The 19,071-nt window shown below is 55.7% G+C and carries 13 protein-coding genes and 1 tRNA gene; 5 read left to right on the top strand and 9 right to left on the bottom strand.

What is annotated here, in order from left to right; genetic code table 11:
* Positions 1-12: 12 nt before the first annotated feature.
* Both AC1RKG_RS08595 and AC1RKG_RS08590 read left to right on the top strand, forming a co-directional pair.
* Positions 13-3,102: a beta-galactosidase gene (locus AC1RKG_RS08595; RefSeq protein ID WP_493182728.1), complete on the top strand. Its 3,090-nt coding sequence runs from the start codon at positions 13-15 to the stop codon at positions 3,100-3,102.
* Positions 3,103-3,215: 113 nt separating this feature from the next.
* A tRNA-Asn gene (locus AC1RKG_RS08590) sits at positions 3,216-3,291 on the top strand.
* Positions 3,292-3,721: 430 nt separating this feature from the next.
* On the opposite strand, the gene AC1RKG_RS08585 is transcribed toward AC1RKG_RS08590, so the two are convergent.
* Complete coding sequence (locus AC1RKG_RS08585) at positions 3,722-4,579, bottom strand: DUF4435 domain-containing protein (RefSeq protein ID WP_493182727.1); 858 nt, start codon at positions 4,577-4,579, stop codon at positions 3,722-3,724.
* Positions 4,580-5,830: an AAA family ATPase gene (locus AC1RKG_RS08580; protein WP_493182726.1), complete on the bottom strand. Its 1,251-nt coding sequence runs from the start codon at positions 5,828-5,830 to the stop codon at positions 4,580-4,582.
* Between the two features lie 848 nt (positions 5,831-6,678).
* Here AC1RKG_RS08580 and katG point away from each other — a divergent pair.
* On the top strand, positions 6,679-8,877 hold the full coding sequence (gene katG / locus AC1RKG_RS08575) for a catalase/peroxidase HPI (RefSeq protein ID WP_493182724.1): 2,199 nt from the start codon (positions 6,679-6,681) through the stop codon (positions 8,875-8,877).
* A 130-nt stretch (positions 8,878-9,007) separates the two neighbouring features.
* Here katG and AC1RKG_RS08570 read toward each other — a convergent pair whose 3' ends face one another.
* From AC1RKG_RS08570 to AC1RKG_RS08555, 4 genes are all read right to left on the bottom strand, one after another.
* Positions 9,008-10,429, bottom strand: coding sequence for an MFS transporter (locus AC1RKG_RS08570; protein WP_234530175.1), 1,422 nt, complete (start codon positions 10,427-10,429; stop codon positions 9,008-9,010).
* Positions 10,430-10,619: 190 nt separating this feature from the next.
* Positions 10,620-11,810 carry a sugar transporter gene (locus tag AC1RKG_RS08565; RefSeq protein ID WP_493182722.1) on the bottom strand — a complete coding sequence of 397 codons (1,191 nt, stop codon included), beginning with the start codon at positions 11,808-11,810 and terminating at the stop codon, positions 10,620-10,622.
* A gap of 161 nt (positions 11,811-11,971) precedes the next feature.
* A complete protein-coding gene (locus tag AC1RKG_RS08560; protein ID WP_116690162.1) occupies positions 11,972-12,913 on the bottom strand; it encodes a sugar phosphate isomerase/epimerase family protein in 942 nt (313 codons plus the stop codon).
* 23 nt (positions 12,914-12,936) lie between these two features.
* Positions 12,937-14,115, bottom strand: coding sequence for a Gfo/Idh/MocA family protein (locus AC1RKG_RS08555; protein WP_048758603.1), 1,179 nt, complete (start codon positions 14,113-14,115; stop codon positions 12,937-12,939).
* A 321-nt stretch (positions 14,116-14,436) separates the two neighbouring features.
* On the opposite strand from AC1RKG_RS08555, the gene AC1RKG_RS08550 reads away from it, so the two are divergent.
* Both AC1RKG_RS08550 and AC1RKG_RS08545 read left to right on the top strand, forming a co-directional pair.
* Positions 14,437-15,471 (top strand): LacI family DNA-binding transcriptional regulator, encoded by a 1,035-nt coding sequence (locus AC1RKG_RS08550; protein WP_130016923.1) that lies wholly within the window; start codon positions 14,437-14,439, stop codon positions 15,469-15,471.
* A gap of 37 nt (positions 15,472-15,508) precedes the next feature.
* Entirely contained in the window at positions 15,509-16,195 is a 687-nt protein-coding gene (locus AC1RKG_RS08545; RefSeq protein WP_020827724.1) for an aspartyl/asparaginyl beta-hydroxylase domain-containing protein, read from the top strand.
* On the opposite strand, the gene AC1RKG_RS08540 is transcribed toward AC1RKG_RS08545, so the two are convergent.
* Genes AC1RKG_RS08540 through livM form a run of 3 tightly spaced genes read right to left on the bottom strand, consistent with a single transcriptional unit; the run spans position 16,192 to position 19,063 of the window.
* Complete coding sequence (locus AC1RKG_RS08540; RefSeq protein WP_020827725.1) at positions 16,192-16,908, bottom strand: ABC transporter ATP-binding protein; 717 nt, start codon at positions 16,906-16,908, stop codon at positions 16,192-16,194. The genes AC1RKG_RS08545 and AC1RKG_RS08540 overlap by 4 nt on opposite strands.
* Positions 16,905-17,780 carry an ABC transporter ATP-binding protein gene (locus tag AC1RKG_RS08535; RefSeq protein WP_044552471.1) on the bottom strand — a complete coding sequence of 292 codons (876 nt, stop codon included), beginning with the start codon at positions 17,778-17,780 and terminating at the stop codon, positions 16,905-16,907. Before AC1RKG_RS08535 ends, AC1RKG_RS08540 begins: the two co-directional genes overlap by 4 nt.
* Complete coding sequence (livM, locus tag AC1RKG_RS08530) at positions 17,777-19,063, bottom strand: high-affinity branched-chain amino acid ABC transporter permease LivM (RefSeq protein ID WP_046373110.1); 1,287 nt, start codon at positions 19,061-19,063, stop codon at positions 17,777-17,779. Before livM ends, AC1RKG_RS08535 begins: the two co-directional genes overlap by 4 nt.
* Positions 19,064-19,071 lie beyond the last annotated feature (8 nt).

The raw sequence follows: 19,071 nt of genomic DNA, 5'->3' as shown, positions 1-19,071 counted from the left end.
GGACGACCGCCGATGAGTGCTCTGCCCTCTCCTTCCCTGAAAGACCTTATTGCCCGCCGGGACTGGCAAAATCCGGCCTGCACCCATTATCAGCGGCTGGCTGCGCATCCGCCGTTTGCGAGCTGGCGCGATCTGAACGCGGCGCGTGACGACAGCCCCAGCAGCAGCCAGAAAACGTTAAACGGCGACTGGCAGTTCAGCTATTACCGCAGCCCGCAGGCGGTGCCCGAAGCCTGGCTGCGCCAGGACCTGCCCGATGCCGACCGGCTGGCGGTACCGTCCAACTGGCAACTTGCCGGTTATGACGCGCCGATCTACACCAACGTCCGCTACCCGATCCCGGTTAACCCGCCGCTGGTACCGGAAGAAAACCCGACCGGTTGCTATTCCCGCCAGTTTACCGTCGATCCCGCCTGGCTGGCCGAGGGGCAGACGCGCATTATCTTTGACGGCGTCAACTCGGCGTTTTACCTGTGGTGCAACGGCCATTGGGTCGGCTATTCGCAAGACAGCCGCCTGCCCGCCGAATTTGACCTCAGCCCCTGGCTGCAGGCCGGTGAAAACCGACTGGCGGTGATGGTGCTGCGCTGGTGCGATGGCAGCTATCTGGAAGATCAGGATATGTGGCGCATGAGCGGGATTTTCCGCGACGTCAGCCTGCTGCATAAACCCGCCACCCACCTGAGCGATATTCGCATCACAACCCCGCTTTACGACGGCTTCCACCGTGGCGAACTGGTGGTGGAAGCGCACGTCAATCGACCGACACAGCACCGGGTACAACTGCAGCTGTGGCGCGATGGCCAGCTGATTGGCGAAAAAATCCAGGCGCTCGGCAGCGAAATTATCGACGAGCGCGGTGCCTATGATGACCGCACAACGCTGCGTCTGCCGGTGGAACAGCCTGCGCTATGGAGCGCTGAAACCCCAACGCTGTACCGGGCCACGCTGGCACTGTTGGCACCAGACGGGGAAATTATTGAGGTGGAAGCCTATGACGTTGGCTTCCGTCAGATCGACATCAGCAACGGGTTGCTGAAGCTGAACGGCCAGCCGCTGCTGATCCGCGGCACCAACCGGCATGAACATCATCCGCAGCACGGCCAGGTAATGGATGAAGCCACGATGCGCCACGACATTCTGTTGATGAAACAGCACAACTTCAATGCGGTGCGCTGCTCGCACTACCCCAATCACCCGCTGTGGTACCGGCTGTGCGACCGCTATGGGCTGTACGTGGTCGACGAAGCCAATATTGAAACCCACGGCATGCAGCCGATGAACCGGCTTTCCGACGATCCGCTGTGGCTACCGGCGATGAGTGAGCGCGTGACGCGCATGGTGCAGCGGGATCGCAACCACCCCTGCATTATTATCTGGTCGCTGGGCAACGAATCCGGCCACGGCTGCAACCACGACGCGCTTTATCGCTGGGTGAAAAGCCAGGACCCTACTCGCCCGGTGCAGTATGAAGGCGGCGGCGCCAACAGCGCCGCAACCGACATTATCTGCCCGATGTACGCCCGGGTGGGTCAGGATCAGCCGTTCCCTGCCGTGCCCAAGTGGTCGATCAAGAAGTGGATCGGCCTGCCGGATGAACAGCGGCCGCTGATCCTGTGCGAATACGCTCACGCGATGGGCAACAGCTTCGGCGGTTTTGACCGCTATTGGCAGGCCTTCCGCCAGTATCCGCGCCTGCAAGGTGGCTTCGTCTGGGACTGGGTCGATCAGGCACTCACCCGCCGCGATGACAACGGAGATGAGTTCTGGGCGTACGGCGGCGACTTCGGCGACACGCCTAACGATCGGCAATTCTGCCTTAACGGCCTGGTGTTCCCCGATCGCACGCCACATCCGGCGCTGTTCGAGGCGCAACGCGCCCAGCAATTTTTCCAGTTTGCCTTCGATGCCACAACGCTGACGTTGACCGTCAGCAGCGAGTACCTGTTCCGCCATAGCGATAACGAACGGCTGGACTGGCGACTGGAGCTGGACGGCGTAGAACGCGCCAGCGGCAGCTTTGACCTCGCGCTACCGCCGCAGGGCTGCGCCAGCTTCCACCTGCTCGACCGCTTGCCGATACTTCATCAGCCCGGCGAGCTGTGGCTGAATGTGGCGGTGGTGCAGCCCAAGGCCACCGACTGGTCCGAAGCCAACCATCGCTGCGCCTGGGATCAATGGCCGGTACCGCGCACGCTGCATTTGGCGCCGCCGGCAACGAAAGGCCTTGCCCCACAGCTGAACCAGAATGAGCGGACGATTGAGATCGGCCATGGCGAGCAACGCTGGCAGTTTACCCGCGAAAATGGCCTCCTGAGCCAATGGTGGCAAGATGGCGAAGCGCTGCTGCTGACGCCGCTGCAAGATAACTTTATCCGTGCGCCGTTGGATAACGACATTGGCATCAGCGAAGTGGAACGTATCGATCCCAATGCCTGGGTCGAACGCTGGAAGCTGGCCGGCATGTACCGGCTGGAAGAGCACTGCGTGCTGCTGCAGGCCGATCTGCTGAGCGACGGCGTAAGGGTGGTGAGCGAGCACCGGTTCGGGGTAGATGGGGAAACGCTGTTATGCAGCCGCAAACAGTGGTTGTTCGACAGCCAGGGCGCGGTCAGCGTCAGCGTTGACGTCGCAATCGCCGCCAGCTTGCCGCCACCGGCGCGTATCGGCCTGACCTGCCAACTGGCGGACACCCATCCGCAGGCACAATGGCTGGGCCTGGGGCCGCATGAAAACTATCCGGACCGTCGCCTCGCCGCGCAATTCGGGCGCTGGCAACGACCGCTGGAAGAACTGCACACGCCGTACATCTTCCCCGGCGAAAACGGCCTGCGCTGCGACACCCGCCAGTTGCAGTACGGCGACTGGCACGTCGACGGGCAGTTCCACTTTTCACTCAGCCGCTACGGCCTGCGTCAGTTGATGGACTGTAGCCACCAACATCTGTTGCAGCCGGAAGCCGGTACCTGGCTCAACCTGGACGGCTTCCATATGGGGGTCGGCGGCGACGATTCCTGGAGCCCGAGCGTCAATGCGGACTACCTGCTCAGCCGCAGCCATTACCACTATCAGCTGCGGTTAAAACGCGCGGAACTGGGCTAAATCTGCCAAAACCTCAACGGGTTGCGCATTCTGTAAGCAAACAGTCACAGAATGCGTAATCCGCCTTTGACATGCTGCCAACACCCCGTTATGATTCCGGCCGTTCACACGATTCCTCTGTAGTTCAGTCGGTAGAACGGCGGACTGTTAATCCGTATGTCACTGGTTCGAGTCCAGTCAGAGGAGCCATATTAGAGAAGCCCGCTCAGGGAAACCTGAGCGGGCTTTTTGCTTTTGGAGTTTTGGTTGGCGGCTTGGGGTGAAGAGCGGAAGTTGCGACTTATCATTAATAGTCATTGCCGGCCACTTAAATGGCGCCTACCGTAGCCGTGGCGATTCAGTGCAGGTAATTGAGAAGGATGGATAGGTGAGGAACAACGAGATCATGAAGTAAAAGAAAGGCTCCGGCAGGATCTTTTTTAAGCATTTCAATACGATGAAATAACAGGATTTATTTCAGGTCACGTTCACACATTGACCATATCGATTAAAGAAGCCCCCACAATTGCGGGGCTTCATGTTTAAATAAAGTAAAAAAAATCGTTCTCTGAAAACCATAAAACTTCACTTGGCTGCTGTGAGTAATGATGAGATTCCATGGACTACGCTAGCTTAAGTCTTAATGTAAAATTAGTAATTCATTCAAACAGCTATGTAGTTTTGTAGTTCTGAAAGTGTGATGATCGTAACTCATACGCAAATAACTATCTATCTCATCCAGTCGCATGTTCTTATTTATAGATATATCCGTTCCATACATCATTTTTAATATGCATGTGAAATCATGCCCATTGCATATAGAGAAGTGGTCTGGTGACATTAATTCTAATCTACGCACTTCGTTATATAAGTCTGCCGCATTAAAATCCCCACTGGCACGACTTCTATTAAGTACATGGCTTATATATTCATTCTCATCGACTAAAACATCTGTTCTATTAATACTTACGAAATCTCTGTGAGTTATTCCTTTGAAATTAAGGTTGCTGCGTGTGAGATAATTGTACCATTTAAGAAGCCCGATTTTATAACATGCACAAAGGATACTCATCTTTACATCAAGGCAGAATGCTTCAGCCAATTCCCCTTGAATTAGTTTTCTATCCGTGTGTGACATAATGAATTTATCAACTACTCCACCTTTCACTAACATCATTTCAAGATCATGAGCATCAGTATAAAAAACACCTTCGTAATTTATTCCACTCAACTCATCAAAATCAGCGTCACATACACCATACACAGCATCATTCCCTGCATGACGTAATTGACTAACTGCCGATATTACCTCACGCTTTCCATTTTCAGGTGATTCATAAATCATCCTATTATCAAGCCGATATGCATTAAAAAATCGAATATCTGTAATACCCTCTACTACAATCAATATACGACGCCGATACATTTCGCTTCTGAATAAAAGCATCATGCTACTCAGCCAATCATCTTCGCTAACAGCATCGCGTAATGATGTCATTTACTCATCTCCTTTTGAGGACTGTTGGCTTTCACTTTTATTTTTAATCATTTCATATAGATCGTAGGTTAATGCCCAATTCTTACTGATTACTTGTGGTGAGTGGGTAGCAATAATGACCTTTTCATATTCATTAATTTTTTGTATTTTTTTAAGAGAATCCAAGAAAGTTTGTTGCCAAGCGACATGCAGTGATATCTCGGGCTCGTCTATAAGAATTACTTTCTGTGAAACGAGATCGAAAATCAAATTAAAAAGAAGAACTATTTGATTCTGCTCACCCGATGAAAGCATATTACGATCAATGAAATCACCATTTGAACTTTCGAAATAAAATCCATTCTCTCTATCAATCATCACTTTTTTAAAAGCTAAAATCTTTTCATGCAGAATTGATTCAAATAAATCAATCTTTTGATGCAATATCTGAAACGGTGATAATTTTCCTAGGGCATCTTCAATGTATAGATCCAAGACACCTAGATACTCATTACTACTATATAGACTTGTGCTTTTTTCAGGCATTAGATCGTTCTCAGCCTGAATAAGACCATACCGCATGTAATGGCGGCGTTTATCTTGAATACCATTTAAGCGTGTTTGAATATTTTCTGATGAAAATCGTTTTTGTTGTTCTAAACGCTCAAATAATCGGATAGGAAATGTAGCATCTAATTTTTGTGATAATGCAGCAGAATCATCTTGTGCACTTTCCATCAAATATTTTAACCTTCTTGCACATAAATCAATAACTGTTTCATCATCAACTTTGACTTGTAATCGATCTGCACATATGAAAGAAACGTCTTTTTTTGATGTAATATGGCTTAGCACCTTAGAAAACAATGGTTTATCTAGTTGTGTTTTCGGTTTTGGTTTTGGTTTAACTTCCCCCTCATGCCAGCGTATATAATATACATCTTCCATACTGGGTTCATTTTTTTGTAACTTGAGTTTTTCTGACGTTGTTTTACCTGAATTATTATCTAGATGATTCAATATCAAGCCATCTTTATTAGTATCATGAGAAATTGAAACAGAACCACCTTGATAATCAATTTTAATCAAACCAAACTTAAGTTTACAGAGAATGTTTAATTCATTTGCAAGAATACTATTGATAATTTTAAGGATCATCGTCTTACCATACCCATTTGGACCTGTAAGCATAGTAATTTCATGGTTATCTAGGGGGATATCATAATCAAGGAGACCAAATAGTTTGTTTATTTTCAGATGTATTAATTTCAAGTCAAACCCCTTATGTAAACGATTAATTGCAACTATATGTTAAATAAATTCACATGACATGCAATATATCAAAATTATTATTATAATACCATTAGTGTAAACATATGCAAACCTCCAAGCTCTGCGATAACTCATTGATTAAAAACTAATATCTTACTTGTTTTTATTGATGGCTTTTGTCCTAATAGCTTGGAAGTAACACTTCTAAATTTATAACGAATAGTCTTACACCCACTGCATTTTTTGTTGACCTGATAATGTCGGGTGCTGCGGTGCGGGAACTACTTCGCCAGGCGAAACTTGCTTCCCGTTGATTAACATAACTGATTTAGCTACTTCCGCTTCTGACACAAAACAGACCTATCATCTTACCAAAACGCTACCAACCCCCATAGTTTGACTAGAAATCCATTTATCAGCACGCCAACAATTAATTAGCTTATTATTGGATAAGTTATTTTCCATCGGTTAAATCATTTTATAACCTCCCACCAAAGAAGCATTAACCAAGAAATCCCCTTTATTAACGTAATTAACGCAACGCCTCGCTTCCCTTATCACCCCTATCAATAAAACAAAATTCAATAGCCAAAAACTATCACAACATTCAACTATTCCTATTTTATCTATCTGCATCTACTGACTACGCTTAATGCTGAGTGTCGGTAGGCTCCCCGCTGCGAGCCTGACGAAGAGAGCTCATTTTTTATTTTTGTAAATCAGTTGATTAGTTAAACCCTTAGCGCAACACCCGATGTGGGCTTTCGCCCGCGATAGCAAGCTAACGGCTCCCTCAGGCATCAGACATTTCGGGCCTGGCGAGCAACCTACGAAGCAGAGAGCGCAACATGACAACTGAAAGCAAATGCCCCTTTTCGGGCGGCGGTAAACTGAATGCACCGCGCCGCGGCCCTTCGAATCAAGACTGGTGGCCCAACCAACTTAGCCTGAAGCCGCTGCACCAACACTCCCCCCTCTCCAACCCGATGGACCCGGACTTCGACTACGCCAAAGCCTTCAACAGCCTTGATCTGGCGGCGGTGAAACAAGACCTGCACGCCCTGATGACCGACTCGCAGGAGTGGTGGCCGGCAGACTTTGGCCACTATGGCGGCCTGTTCATCCGCATGGCCTGGCACAGCGCCGGGACCTACCGCATCGGCGACGGTCGCGGCGGTGCGGGTGAAGGCCAGCAGCGTTTTGCACCGCTCAACAGTTGGCCCGACAACGTCAGCCTCGATAAGGCCCGCCGCCTGCTGTGGCCGATTAAGCAAAAATATGGCCGTAAAATTTCCTGGGCCGACCTGATTATCCTGACCGGCAACGTGGCGCTTGAATCCATGGGCTTTAAAACCTTTGGCTACGCGGGCGGCCGCGCCGACACCTGGGAACCGGATGATGTTTACTGGGGCTCGGAAAAGATCTGGCTGGAACTGAGCGGCGGTCAGAACAGCCGCTACTCGGGCGATCGCGACCTTGAAGACCCATTGGCCGCAGTGCAAATGGGCCTGATCTACGTCAACCCGGAAGGCCCGGACGGCAACCCCGATCCGGTCGCTGCGGCGCGCGACATCCGCGAAACCTTCGCCCGCATGGCGATGAACGACGAAGAAACCGTGGCGCTGATTGCCGGCGGCCACACCTTCGGCAAGACCCACGGCGCGGGCCCGGCGTCGCACGTCGGTGACGATCCTGAAAGCGCAGGCCTTGAGCTGCAGGGCCTCGGCTGGCATAGCAGCTTCGGTACCGGCAAGGGTAAAGACGCCATCACCAGCGGTTTGGAAGTCACCTGGACCACCACCCCAACCCAGTGGAACCACGACTTCTTCCGGCACCTGTTCGAATACGAGTGGGAGCTGACGCAAAGTCCGGCCGGTGCACACCAGTGGGTGGCCAAAGACGTCGGCGAAACCATTCCCGATGCCTTCGATCCCAACAAAAAGCAGCGCCCGACCATGCTGACGACTGACCTGTCGCTGCGTTTTGATCCGGCCTATGAAAAGATCTCACGCCGTTTCTATGAACATCCCGATCAGCTTGCCGACGCCTTCGCTCGCGCCTGGTACAAACTGACCCACCGCGATATGGGGCCGCGCGCTCGCTATCTCGGTCCGGAAGTGCCGGCCGAAGAGCTGATTTGGCAAGATCCGATCCCGGCGGTCGATCATCAGTTGATCAACGATCAGGATATTGCCGATCTCAAAACGCGGATCCTGGCCTCGGGCCTGCCGGTATCGGTGCTGGTTTCCACCGCCTGGGCATCCGCCTCCAGCTTCCGCGGTTCCGACAAACGCGGCGGCGCCAACGGGGCGCGTATTCGTCTGGCGCCACAAAAGGATTGGGCGGTGAACGAGCCTGCTCAGCTGGCACAAACCCTGGCCACGTTGGAAGGTATTCAGCAGGCCTTTAACCAGGCGCAGACAGGTAACAAACGCGTCTCGCTGGCTGATGTGATCGTGCTGGCCGGTGCGGCCGGCATCGAAAAGGCGGCGATCAGCGCCGGGCACCCGGTGAGCGTTCCCTTCACGCCGGGCCGCATGGACGCAACGCAGGAGCAGACCGACGTCGAATCCTTCGAAGCGATGGAACCGGTGGCCGATGGCTTCCGCAACTACCTGAAGCAGCAATTCAGCGTGCCGGCCGAGGCGCTGTTGGTCGATAAAGCGCAGCTGTTGACGCTGACCGCACCGGAAATGACGGTATTGGTGGGCGGGTTGCGGGTGCTGAACGCCAACGTCGGTCAAAGCCAGCACGGCGTGTTGACCCAACGCCCACAGGCGCTGACCAACGACTTCTTCGTCAATTTGCTGGATATGGGCACCACCTGGAAAGCGGCCAACGAAGACGGCGTGTTTGAAGGGCGCGATAGCCAAACGGGTGCGCTCAAATGGACGGCGACGCGTGCCGATCTGATCTTCGGTTCGCACTCTCAGCTGCGGGCTTTGTCGGAAGTTTACGGCAGCGCAGACGCCCAGGGCAGCTTCGTACGCGACTTTGTCGCCGCCTGGACTAAGGTGATGAACCTCGATCGTTTTGATCTCGCCTAAGAGATATAACGGGCGCAGCATGCAGCGCCCCTACGCCAAACACCAGTGAAGGCTTTGTCAGTAGCCTGAAAGCCCGCTTAGGTCAGCTTAAGCGGGCTTTTTATTTCACAGGATCTCGCGCGAGTAGTACTCAAATATTTTCCAGATCGATGCCGCGCGTTTTCGGGCCAAACACGCCGATCACCACCATCACAATCAGCATACTGGCCACGATAAACGCGATAACCCCCACCGAGCCGCCGTATTGCAGGATGATGCCGATGATCAGGCTGCTGAATACCGTCGACAGTCGGCTGAACGAATAGCAGAAGCCGACAGCGCGGGCGCGTATATAAGTCGGGAACACTTCCGATTGATAAGAATGGTAGCTATAGGTCAGCCAGGCATTGGACCAGGTGATGAAGAAACCGCAAAGGATCAGCCAGACGGGGTTGTTTTGCAGGGCAAACAGCGAGCCGAAGATCACCGTCACCAGGCAGGAAAGTACAATCTGCCACTTGTTTTCCATCTTGTCGGCATAGCGGCTGCACAGCAGCGATCCCAACGGGTAAGCCAGAGTAATAAAGAAAGCATACAGCAAGCTGTGGGTGATGGAGGCTCCCTTTCCGGCCAGCAAAGCGGGCAGCCAGTTGCCAAAGCCAAAGAATCCGATGGCCTGGAAGAAATTCATCACCACCAGCATCAGGGTACGACTGCGGTAACGCGGCGACCAGATATCCTTAAAACTCCCCTGCGCCGGCATTTCGCTGTGTGCTTGCGCGTCATGCGCGGGGAAATCCGCCGTATGGGTGACGCCGCAGCGTCGTTCCATCGCCTGCATCACCTGCCGGACCTCCGGGTAGCGCCGCTGCTGTGCCAGCCAGCGCGGCGATTCCGGCAGGCCTTTACGCACCAGCCAGATCACCAGCGAAGCCACCGCACCGGCGATCACCACGTAACGCCAGCCGCTCAGGCCCAGGATGGTTTGCGGCACCAGCCACCAAGACATTAACGCCACCGTCGGCACCGAGAGAAACTGAATGAAGAAGGAAAAGGCAAACGCCCGGGTGCGCAGATGTGCGGGCACCCATTCGGTCAGGTAAGTATCGATCGTCACCAGCTCAATACCCAAGCCGACGCCGACCAAAAAGCGCAGGAAGATCACCCATTCGGCCTGATGCTGAAAAGCCAGACACAGCGAAAAGATGCCATACCAGGCCAGGGCAAACATAAAGGTGGTGCGGCGGCCAAAGCGGTCGGCATAGGGGCTGAGCAGGCTGGCGCCGATAAACAGGCCAAGGAATGTGGCGGAGGCGAATGCCGCCTGGTCGGAGACACCGAACACGCCCTGCGCTCCGGTATGGAAGATACCTTCGGCGATTAAGCCGGTGCTGATGTATCCGGTCTGGAACAGGTCGTAGAGTTCAAAAAAGCCGCCTAACGCCAGCAAAGCAATAAACCGCCACAGCCCGGCGGAGGTGGGCAATGCATCTATTCTTGCTGACAGATCCCGTTCATGGATCGGCGACTGGGCCGCCCCCACGCTTCCCGCAACCAAAGACTCACTCACCATTAACCTCGCCATAACATAATCGATAGTTTTCTATGCTATCGGCTCGGCGTCGGAGTTAAATATTTAATTAGCAGACTATGAAAAAATTTTAAGCATAAAAAACTGCAGCAATCTGTTTTGCTGAGAGAAAATTCAACCGAAGTAGCAATGCACGACAGCGAACTGATGGCCCGCTGTCGTGCGGTGGGGCTTAGCGGATGTGGTGGTGTTGCAGGCGTTCGCCGCGGTAAAAGTTCAGCACACACCAGCCGAGGGCGATCAGCGCCAGCGGTGCAGCGACAAAACCGATGTTGCCCATGCCCAGATGCTGGCTGACCTGGTTACCCAGCAGCGCGCCGCCGCCTATACCAAAGTTGTACAGCCCGGAGTAGATCGACATCGCCACGTCGGTGGCGTCCGGCGCCAGGTTTAACACCTTGGCCTGCATCGACAGGCCAATCGCCATAATGGCCATGCCCCACACCGCAAACAGCAGCGTCAGGTGATTTTCATTGCCGGAGGCCGGCAACAGCAGCAGCAGGCTCAGCATCAACAGCGCGATGGCGCCGATGAAAAAGCCCGACGGAAAACGTTCGCTGAAGCGGCTAAACAGCAGGCTGCCAATGATACCGGCGGCGCCGAACAGCAACAGCATCAGCGTGGTGAAGTTTTCCGACAGCCCGGCCACGGTCTGAATAAAGGGTTCGATATAGCTGTAGGCGGTGAAATTCGCCGTCACCACGATGATGGTCAGCATATACAGGCTGACCAGCGCCGGACGCTTAAACAGCATCGGCACGCTGGACAGTGAACCGGAATGCTCGCTTTTCAGCACCGGCAGCAGACGCCACAGCAGCACCAGCGCCAGGGTGGCGCAAACCGCGATGCCGATAAAGGTCATGCGCCAACCGAGGATCTGACCAATCACGCGGCCCAGCGGCAGGCCGAGCACCATGGCCAGCGCGGTACCGCCCGCCAGCAGGCTCAACGCCTGCGCCTTTTTGCCCGCCGGGGCAACCCGGATCGCCAGCGAGGCGGTGATCGACCAGAATACCGCGTGGGCCAGCGCCACACCGGCACGGGAAATCACCAGCGTGGTGAAGTTCCAGGCCACAGCGGTCAGTACATGGCTGGAGATAAACAGTATGAACACCCCGATCAGCAGCTTGCGCCGTTCAATTTTGCTGGTGAGCAGCATACACACCAGAGAGGCGGAGGCGACAATCCAGGCGTAAATGGTGATGATCAAACCCACTTGCTCGGTTTGCATTGAGAAACTTTTGGCGATGTCGCTCAGCAACCCCACCGGAATAAATTCGGTGGTATTGAAGATAAAGGCCGAGACGGCAAGGATGACCACGCGCAACCAGGCGGTTGAGCGAGATACCTGGGTTTGTTCCATGTTAAACGGGATCCGGACAGGTGCGGGAAGTAGCGATATTTTAACCAACTGGCGGGGTAAATGCGATATAGATCACACTTTTATTGGCCTGTTTTTTTCGACAGTCTTTTGCCACGCAAAGGCCTGCAAACCTGCAGGCCTTTGGCAGAAATAAACAGGCGTTATTGGCTGATGCAGCGTTGTAACGCCTCAACCGAGGTATTAATACCGGCATCGACCGACATGGTCAGATCCTCCATCTCCAGCGAGACCCAGTCGTTGTAACCCATCATGCGTACCACCGAGAAGAATTCCTTCCACCACTGCAAATCCTGCCCGCACCCGACGGCCACATAGTTCCAGGCACGTTGTGCAACCTGTTCCACCGGCCGTGTTTCCAGCAGCCCGTTGACCGCCACTATCCCCCTTTCCAGCCGCACATCTTTGCCGTGCACGTGGTGGATCGCGTCCCCCAGGCGCCGTGCGACGGCAATCGGATCGGCCCCCATCCAGATCAGATGGCTGGGATCGAGGTTCAAGCCCACCATCGGCCCCACCGCGTCGCGCAGCCTGAACAGCGTGTCAGGGTTCCACACCAGCATCGAGCTGAAATTTTCCAGCGCGAACTTCTCTATGCCGAACGCCTGCGCCTTATCCACCAGCTTCTGCCAATACGGGATCGCCACCTCGTTCCACTGGTAGTCCAGGCAGTTTTTCAGCGTCGGCGGCCAACTGACGGTATAGGTGATCCAGTTAGGGATGCTGTCGCCGGGCGCCGCAGGCGGCAATCCGCTCATCATGACGATTTTTTTCACCCCCAGGCCGGCGGCCAGCGCCAGCGTGTTGTCGGTATCATGGCGGTGTTTTTCGCCCAGCACGCCTGGCTCCAGCGGATTACCGGAAACGTTCAGCGCCGCAATTTTCATGCCGCGGCTTTCCAGCGCTGCCATCAGCCGCCGCCGTTTGCCCGCGTCCTGCAACAGCGCCACGGTGTCCAGATGAGGTGCCGAAGACCAGCCGCCGGTGGTCATTTCCACGCCAAACACCCCCAGTTCGCCCAGGCGATCCAGCATGGCTTCAAACGGCAGGTGGCCCAGGCTATCGGTACAAAAAGAAAGTTTCATGCTATTGCTCCGGATAAATAGGTTTATTCAAAGGCCACCCAACGGGCGCCCTGGTTGGCGGAACGCACGCAGTTTTCAATCCAGCGCACGCCCTCGATCCCGGCGTCGATATCCGGATACACCAGTTGCGCCAGCGCCTGCCGATCGCCGCGGCGGGTAGCGTCGATAGCCAGAGCAAATTTCAGGTAGATGTTGGCCCAGGATTCGGTCAGGCCTTCGGTATGCAAAGCCCCCAGCCGTTCCCAGGCGTTGCAGGTATCGTCCAGATACGCCATGCCGCGATACAGCGTCTGGTTTGGCTGCCCCTGCACCTCGTAGCGCAGCTCGCTGGGGTTGATGTCGCTCCACTCCAGGCTGGCCTTCGACCCCACGATGCGAATGCGCTGGCTGCTCATCGCGCCGGCATTCACCGATGAAGCCCACATCCGCCCTACCGCGCCGCTTTCATAGCGCATCATCACCAGCGCGTTGTCTTCCAGCGGCGCACGCGAGGGAATAAAACTTTGCCGATCGCAGAGCAGCTCGCGGATCTGCATCTGCGGCATGACCAATTGGGAGAGGTAGTAGGTGTGGGTGGAAATATCCCCCAGCACAAAGCTCGGGCCGGAGATCTTGGGGTCAATGCGCCATTTCTGCGCTTCGCTGAGGCGATCCACTTCGTCCGTGGCATTAAAACCGTGGGTATATTGCAGATCCACCATCCGTACTTCGCCAATCTGGCCGTTGGCGATCATCGCGCGCATTTGCAGCAGCAGCGGGTGGCCGGAGAAACCGTAAGTCACGCCGACGATCAGGTTTTTTTCCGCCGCCAGCGCTTTAATTTCATAGGCTTCCTGGCTGGTGAAAAACAGCGGTTTCTCGCAGATGACGTGCAACCCGGCCTGCAGCGCCGCACGGGTAATTTCGTAATGCGTACCGTTCGGCGTCGCTACCGACACCACTTCAATGCCGTCCTCACGCAGCGCCTCTTGAGCGAACAACGTGCGGTAATCTTCATAGCAGCGTTCGGCCGCTACCCCCAGGTTCACGCCAAACTCGCGGCCGCGATCCGGCACGATATCAAACGCGCCGGCCACCAGCTCAAAAGCGGTATTATCCCGTAGCGCCCCGCAGCGATGCTTGTATCCCACCTGCCCCAACCGCCCGCCGCCGACCATTGCCCAGCGCAGAGGGCGCGCCGTTTTTCTTTCGCCATTTAGCATAGTTGCTCCCGAAACCTTGGATTTCACTGTTTTCGTTGCATTGCACCCGGGTGCAAATTTTAACTGCACCCGGGTGCAAAATTAGGTAGCAACTTGACCGCTCAACAAATGCCACTTGCGATGGACTATTGGAGAGGGTTAAAAATAAGTCAAATGCGCCATAATAAATCTGCCAATCAGGATCACAAAATACCGCTAAAAAGATCCGCTGCGTTGTGCCGATGGCCCGCAGGATCCTCGCGCCGACGTCGGCAACTCCCGCATTCGACCACGCTGTGCTAATCTGTTGAACCCATACCGTTTTTTCATCACGAGCGAAAGATGATGGCGAAGAAACCCGGCTCTACCCCGGCGCCTGCAGCACGCAAGGCGACGGCCAGCGATGTGGCCGCCCGCGCCGGCGTGTCTAAATGGACGGTATCGCGTGCCTTTACCGACGGCGCGTCGATCTCACCGCAGGCCATGCAACGGGTTCAAACCGCAGCGCGTGAATTGGGTTATCGCCCTAACCTGCTGGCGCGCAGCCTGTCGAAAAAGAGTACCCGCATCATCGGGCTGGTGGCGGACGAACTGAAAAACCCGCATATCTTTACGCTGCTGGATGAAGTGACCCGGCAGTTGCAAAGCCGCGGTTATATGGCGTTGCTGCTCAATATCACCTCTGAGCACGATTACGAGTCGGTGCTGACGCTGGCGGACCAAATGCAGGTGGACGGGCTGCTGTTCCTCGGCACGCTGCTCAATGACCGGCTGATCAGCCTGGCGCAAGACATTCACCGTATTCCGCTGGTAGTGCTGTATCGCTACAGTGAAAGCCCCTATATCCAGGTGCTGGCGACCCACGGTTATCAGGCTGGGTTCGACATTGGCGAGTTGCTGCTCCAGCAAGATTACCCGCGTATGGGCTATCTGGCGGGGCCAATCAGCGAATCTACCCAGTTGCGCCGCCTGGACGGTTTCCGTGCCGCGCTGGCGCAACAGCAGCGTGAGGTCAACCTGGTGCTGCAGGCTCCGCACTACCAGCGTCTTTGCGGGATGGAGGCCTTTTCGGCCTACCTGGCCGCCACCCCGGCAGAGCAACGGATAGACGCCATTTTTTGCGAGAACGACATTCTGGCAGTCGGTGTTATCGATGCCATACGCGCCACGCCGGGCTGTGCGCCGATTGCCGTGGTGGGCTTTGACGACATTGAGCTGGCGGCCTCCCCCAGCTACCAGCTAACCACTTACCGCCAGCCGATGCAGCAGCTGATAGCCGATGGCATTCACTGCCTGACGCAGGCCTTCGAACCCGGCGGACAACGGCTGTACACCGGCGAATTGATCGTCCGGCAATCACATCTAAAACAACCCTAAGACGGCGAGAAATCGGCTCACTGCTATTGAGGTCACTATGTCAGCTATCTACGATTGGTCTGTGCTTGCTCTTCGCCGTATTTACGATCGTCGCATCAGCAGTTCACCGGTCCTCGACAGCAACCGGCTGTTTCCCGACGCCCAACGCTTTACCGCTCACTGGCAGCAGATACGCGAGGAAGCGCTGACCGTAGCGCAAGATCTGCGTAATATCCCACGTTTTCACGAGATCATGAGCGAACAGGCGTCGATCTCCGCCAACGACGCTCGCGACTGGCGGATGTTTATCATGCAGGCCTATGGGCAGCCGATAGCGCGCAACCTCGCCCGTTGCCCGCAGCTTGCACAATTGATCGCCTCTTCCCCGGATGTGCTTTCAGCCTCATTGTCGTTCCTGGCACCCGGCAAACAGGTGCCCGCGCACCGTGGCCCATTCCGCGGCATTCTGCGCGGCTATCTGGTGTTGTCGATGCCCAAACGCGCCGACGGTGAACCCGCTGCGGTGTTGAAAGTCGACGGGCGGGAGTACCGGCTGAACGAGGGGGAATTTATGCTGTGGGACGACACCTTCGAACACGAAGTGTGGAACGACAGCGACCAGGTGCGCACCGTGTTGTTGCTAGATATCCGCCGCCGCGATTTGCCCCGCGGCCTGCGGATCTTGTCCAGTGGCATCATCGCTCTGGTACGGCTGAACGTGCGCGTGATCCAACGCCAGTTTTAAGCGCCGCCCAGATAAGCCTTCCTCACCTCCTGATTGCTTAACAGCTCCGCGCCGCTGCCGGTCAGCCGGATTTGCCCGTTGACCATCACATAACCGCGATCGGACAGCTTGAGCGCATGGTTGGCGTTCTGCTCCACCAGGAACAGCGTCATGCCGCCACGGGTCAATTCGCGCAGAATGCTGAAGATCTGTTTGACGATAATCGGTGCCAGCCCCAGGCTCGGCTCATCCAGCAACAGCAGCTTCGGGCGGCTCATCAAGGCTCGGGCAATCGCCAGCATCTGCTGTTCGCCGCCGGACATGGTCATCGCCCGCTGGTTGCGCCGCTCCTTCAGGCGTGGAAACAGCTCGAACATGCGCTGCAGGTCTTCATCCACATAGCGATTGCCGACAGTGATGGTGCCCATCAGCAGGTTTTCCTCCACGCTCATGTCCGGAAAGATCCGTCGCCCCTCCGGCGCCTGGGCGATACCGCTGCTGGCAACGTAATGGGTAGAACGCTGGCTGATATCCTCTCCGCGAAACAGGATCTGCCCGCCGCTGATGCGCGGTTGGCCGAAGATCGACATCAGCAGCGTGGACTTGCCCGCGCCGTTGGCGCCAATCAGCGCCACCGTTTCCCCTTCATTGACCTGTAACGAGACCTGCTGCAACGCCTGGATCGGGCCGTAAAACACGTCCACATTGCGAAACTCCAACATCACATTGCTCATCCCGCCAGCTCCTCTTCATCCGCGCCAAGGTAAGCGGCGATCACCGTGTCGTTATGCTGTATTTCTTTCGGCGTGCCTTCGGCGATCACGTCGCCATGGTCCAGCACAATCACCCGATCGGAAATTTCCATCACCATGCCCATATCGTGCTCGATCAGCAGCACCGTAATGCCGTGGTGCTGACGCAGGAAACGGATAATGCGGCTCAGGGTCGCCGTCTCCACCGGGTTCAGCCCGGCGGCGGGTTCGTCAAGGCAGATCATCTCCGGCGTGGTGCACATCGCCCGGGCGATCTCCAGCCGCCGCTGCTGGCCATATGACATCTCCCCCGCCAGCCGGTTGGCGCAGTCCACCAGCTCCACCACTTCCAGCCAGTAAAAAGCGCGATCCAGCGCCTGGCTTTCCGCCCGGCGATAGCCCGGCGTATTGAGCACCCCGGCGACCAGATTACGGTTGCTGAGCATGTGCTGCGCCACCAGCAGATTCTCCACCACCGACATTTCGCGAAACAAACGGATATTCTGGAAGGTGCGTGCCAGCCCGGCGCGATTGACCAGATGGGTCCCGCCGAACATTTTGTAGTACAGGCGCGATCCCAACCGCTTCGGGTTTACCCAGTCGCCGGCGCGAAACTTCTGCCCCAGCACCTGGATCACGTCGGTTGGCCGTTTGTGGGTGTTAAGCAGGATGGCACCGCCGGTGGCGCGGTAAAAGCCGGTCAGGCAGTTGAACACCGTGGTTTTGCCGGCGCCGTTGGGGCCGATCAACGCGGTGATCGAGCCGCGTTCGACCGCCAGATTCACGTCGTTGAGCGCCTTGATGCCGCCAAAATGCATCATCAGATGCTCAACCTGCAAGATTGCGTCGCTCATGGCGCCACCCCCTTGCGTGGCGCAAAGCTGGTTCGGCTGATCCTTACCAGCCCACGCGGTCGCCAAATCATCATCGCCACCATCAGCACGCCAAACAACAGCACGCGGTACTCGGCGAAGCTGCGCAACAGTTCCGGTGCCACCGTGAGCACGAACGCCGCCAGCACCACGCCAATGGTCGATCCCATCCCGCCCAGCACCACGATCGCCAGGATCAACGCCGATTCGAAGAAGGTAAACGAGGTGGGGTTGACGAACCCCTGATAAGTGGCGAAAAACACCCCGGCCAGCCCGGCGGTGGACGCGCCCATCATAAAGGCCGACAGCTTGACCAACACGTGGTTTAAGCCGAGCGACCGACAGGCGATTTCATCCTCGCGCAGGGCTTCCCAGGCGCGGCCGATCGGCATGCGCGTCAACCGGTGCTTGATGTACAGCACCAGCAGCACCACCAGGAACAGCACCGCATAGATAAAGATAAATTTCAGGTTAGGGTTATAAGTGATGCCAAGGAATTCATGAATCGGCACGCCGCCGTCCTTCGCGCGTCGGCCAAACTCCAGGCCAAAAATCGTCGGCGCCGGGACCGAGACGCCATTCGGCCCGCCGGTCAGCGACATCCAGTTGTTCAGCACCAGCCGGATGATCTCGCCAAACCCCAGCGTGACGATCGCCAGATAGTCGCCGTGCATACGCAACACCGGGAACCCCAGCAGCGCGCCGGCCAGCGCCGCCATCAGCGCCCCCAATGGCAGCATCGCCCAGAACCCGAGGCCGAGATACTGGTAGCCCAGCGCCAGCCCATAAGCACCAATGGCGTAGAACGCCACGTAGCCCAGATCGAGCAGCCCGGCGAGCCCGACAACGATGTTCAAGCCCAGCCCGAGCAACACGTAAATCAGTCCCAGTATCGCCACCGTCAGCAGGTATTTGGTGGCGACAAACGGAAACAGCAGCGCGATGACCGCCATTAACGGAATAATCCAGCGCAGGCTGGTCTTGGCGCCGATCGGCCGGACATACACCCCGTCGTTACCGCCGTCAAAACGCGTCAGTAATTTACGGCCCGGTGCAGTTTGCAGAAACAGGCTCAGTAACAGCCGCCCGGCCATCACCACCGCGATAATCCACACCAGACGGTGCGGCTCGAAGTTAAAGCTGTAACCGTTCAGAACGATGCCGACGATCGGCCCAAACACGATCAGGGCAATCAGCCCGGCCAATACGGCGTCCAGCAGGCTGCGCTTAACGTTCAGCCCTGGGTGAACCTCAGAGTGCGACATAAGTTTTC

Source organism: Serratia sp. GW822-FHT06D09 (assembly GCF_058799515.1).
Note: the sequence above shows the minus strand (reverse complement) of the source record. Positions and strands in the feature narration are given on the sequence as shown.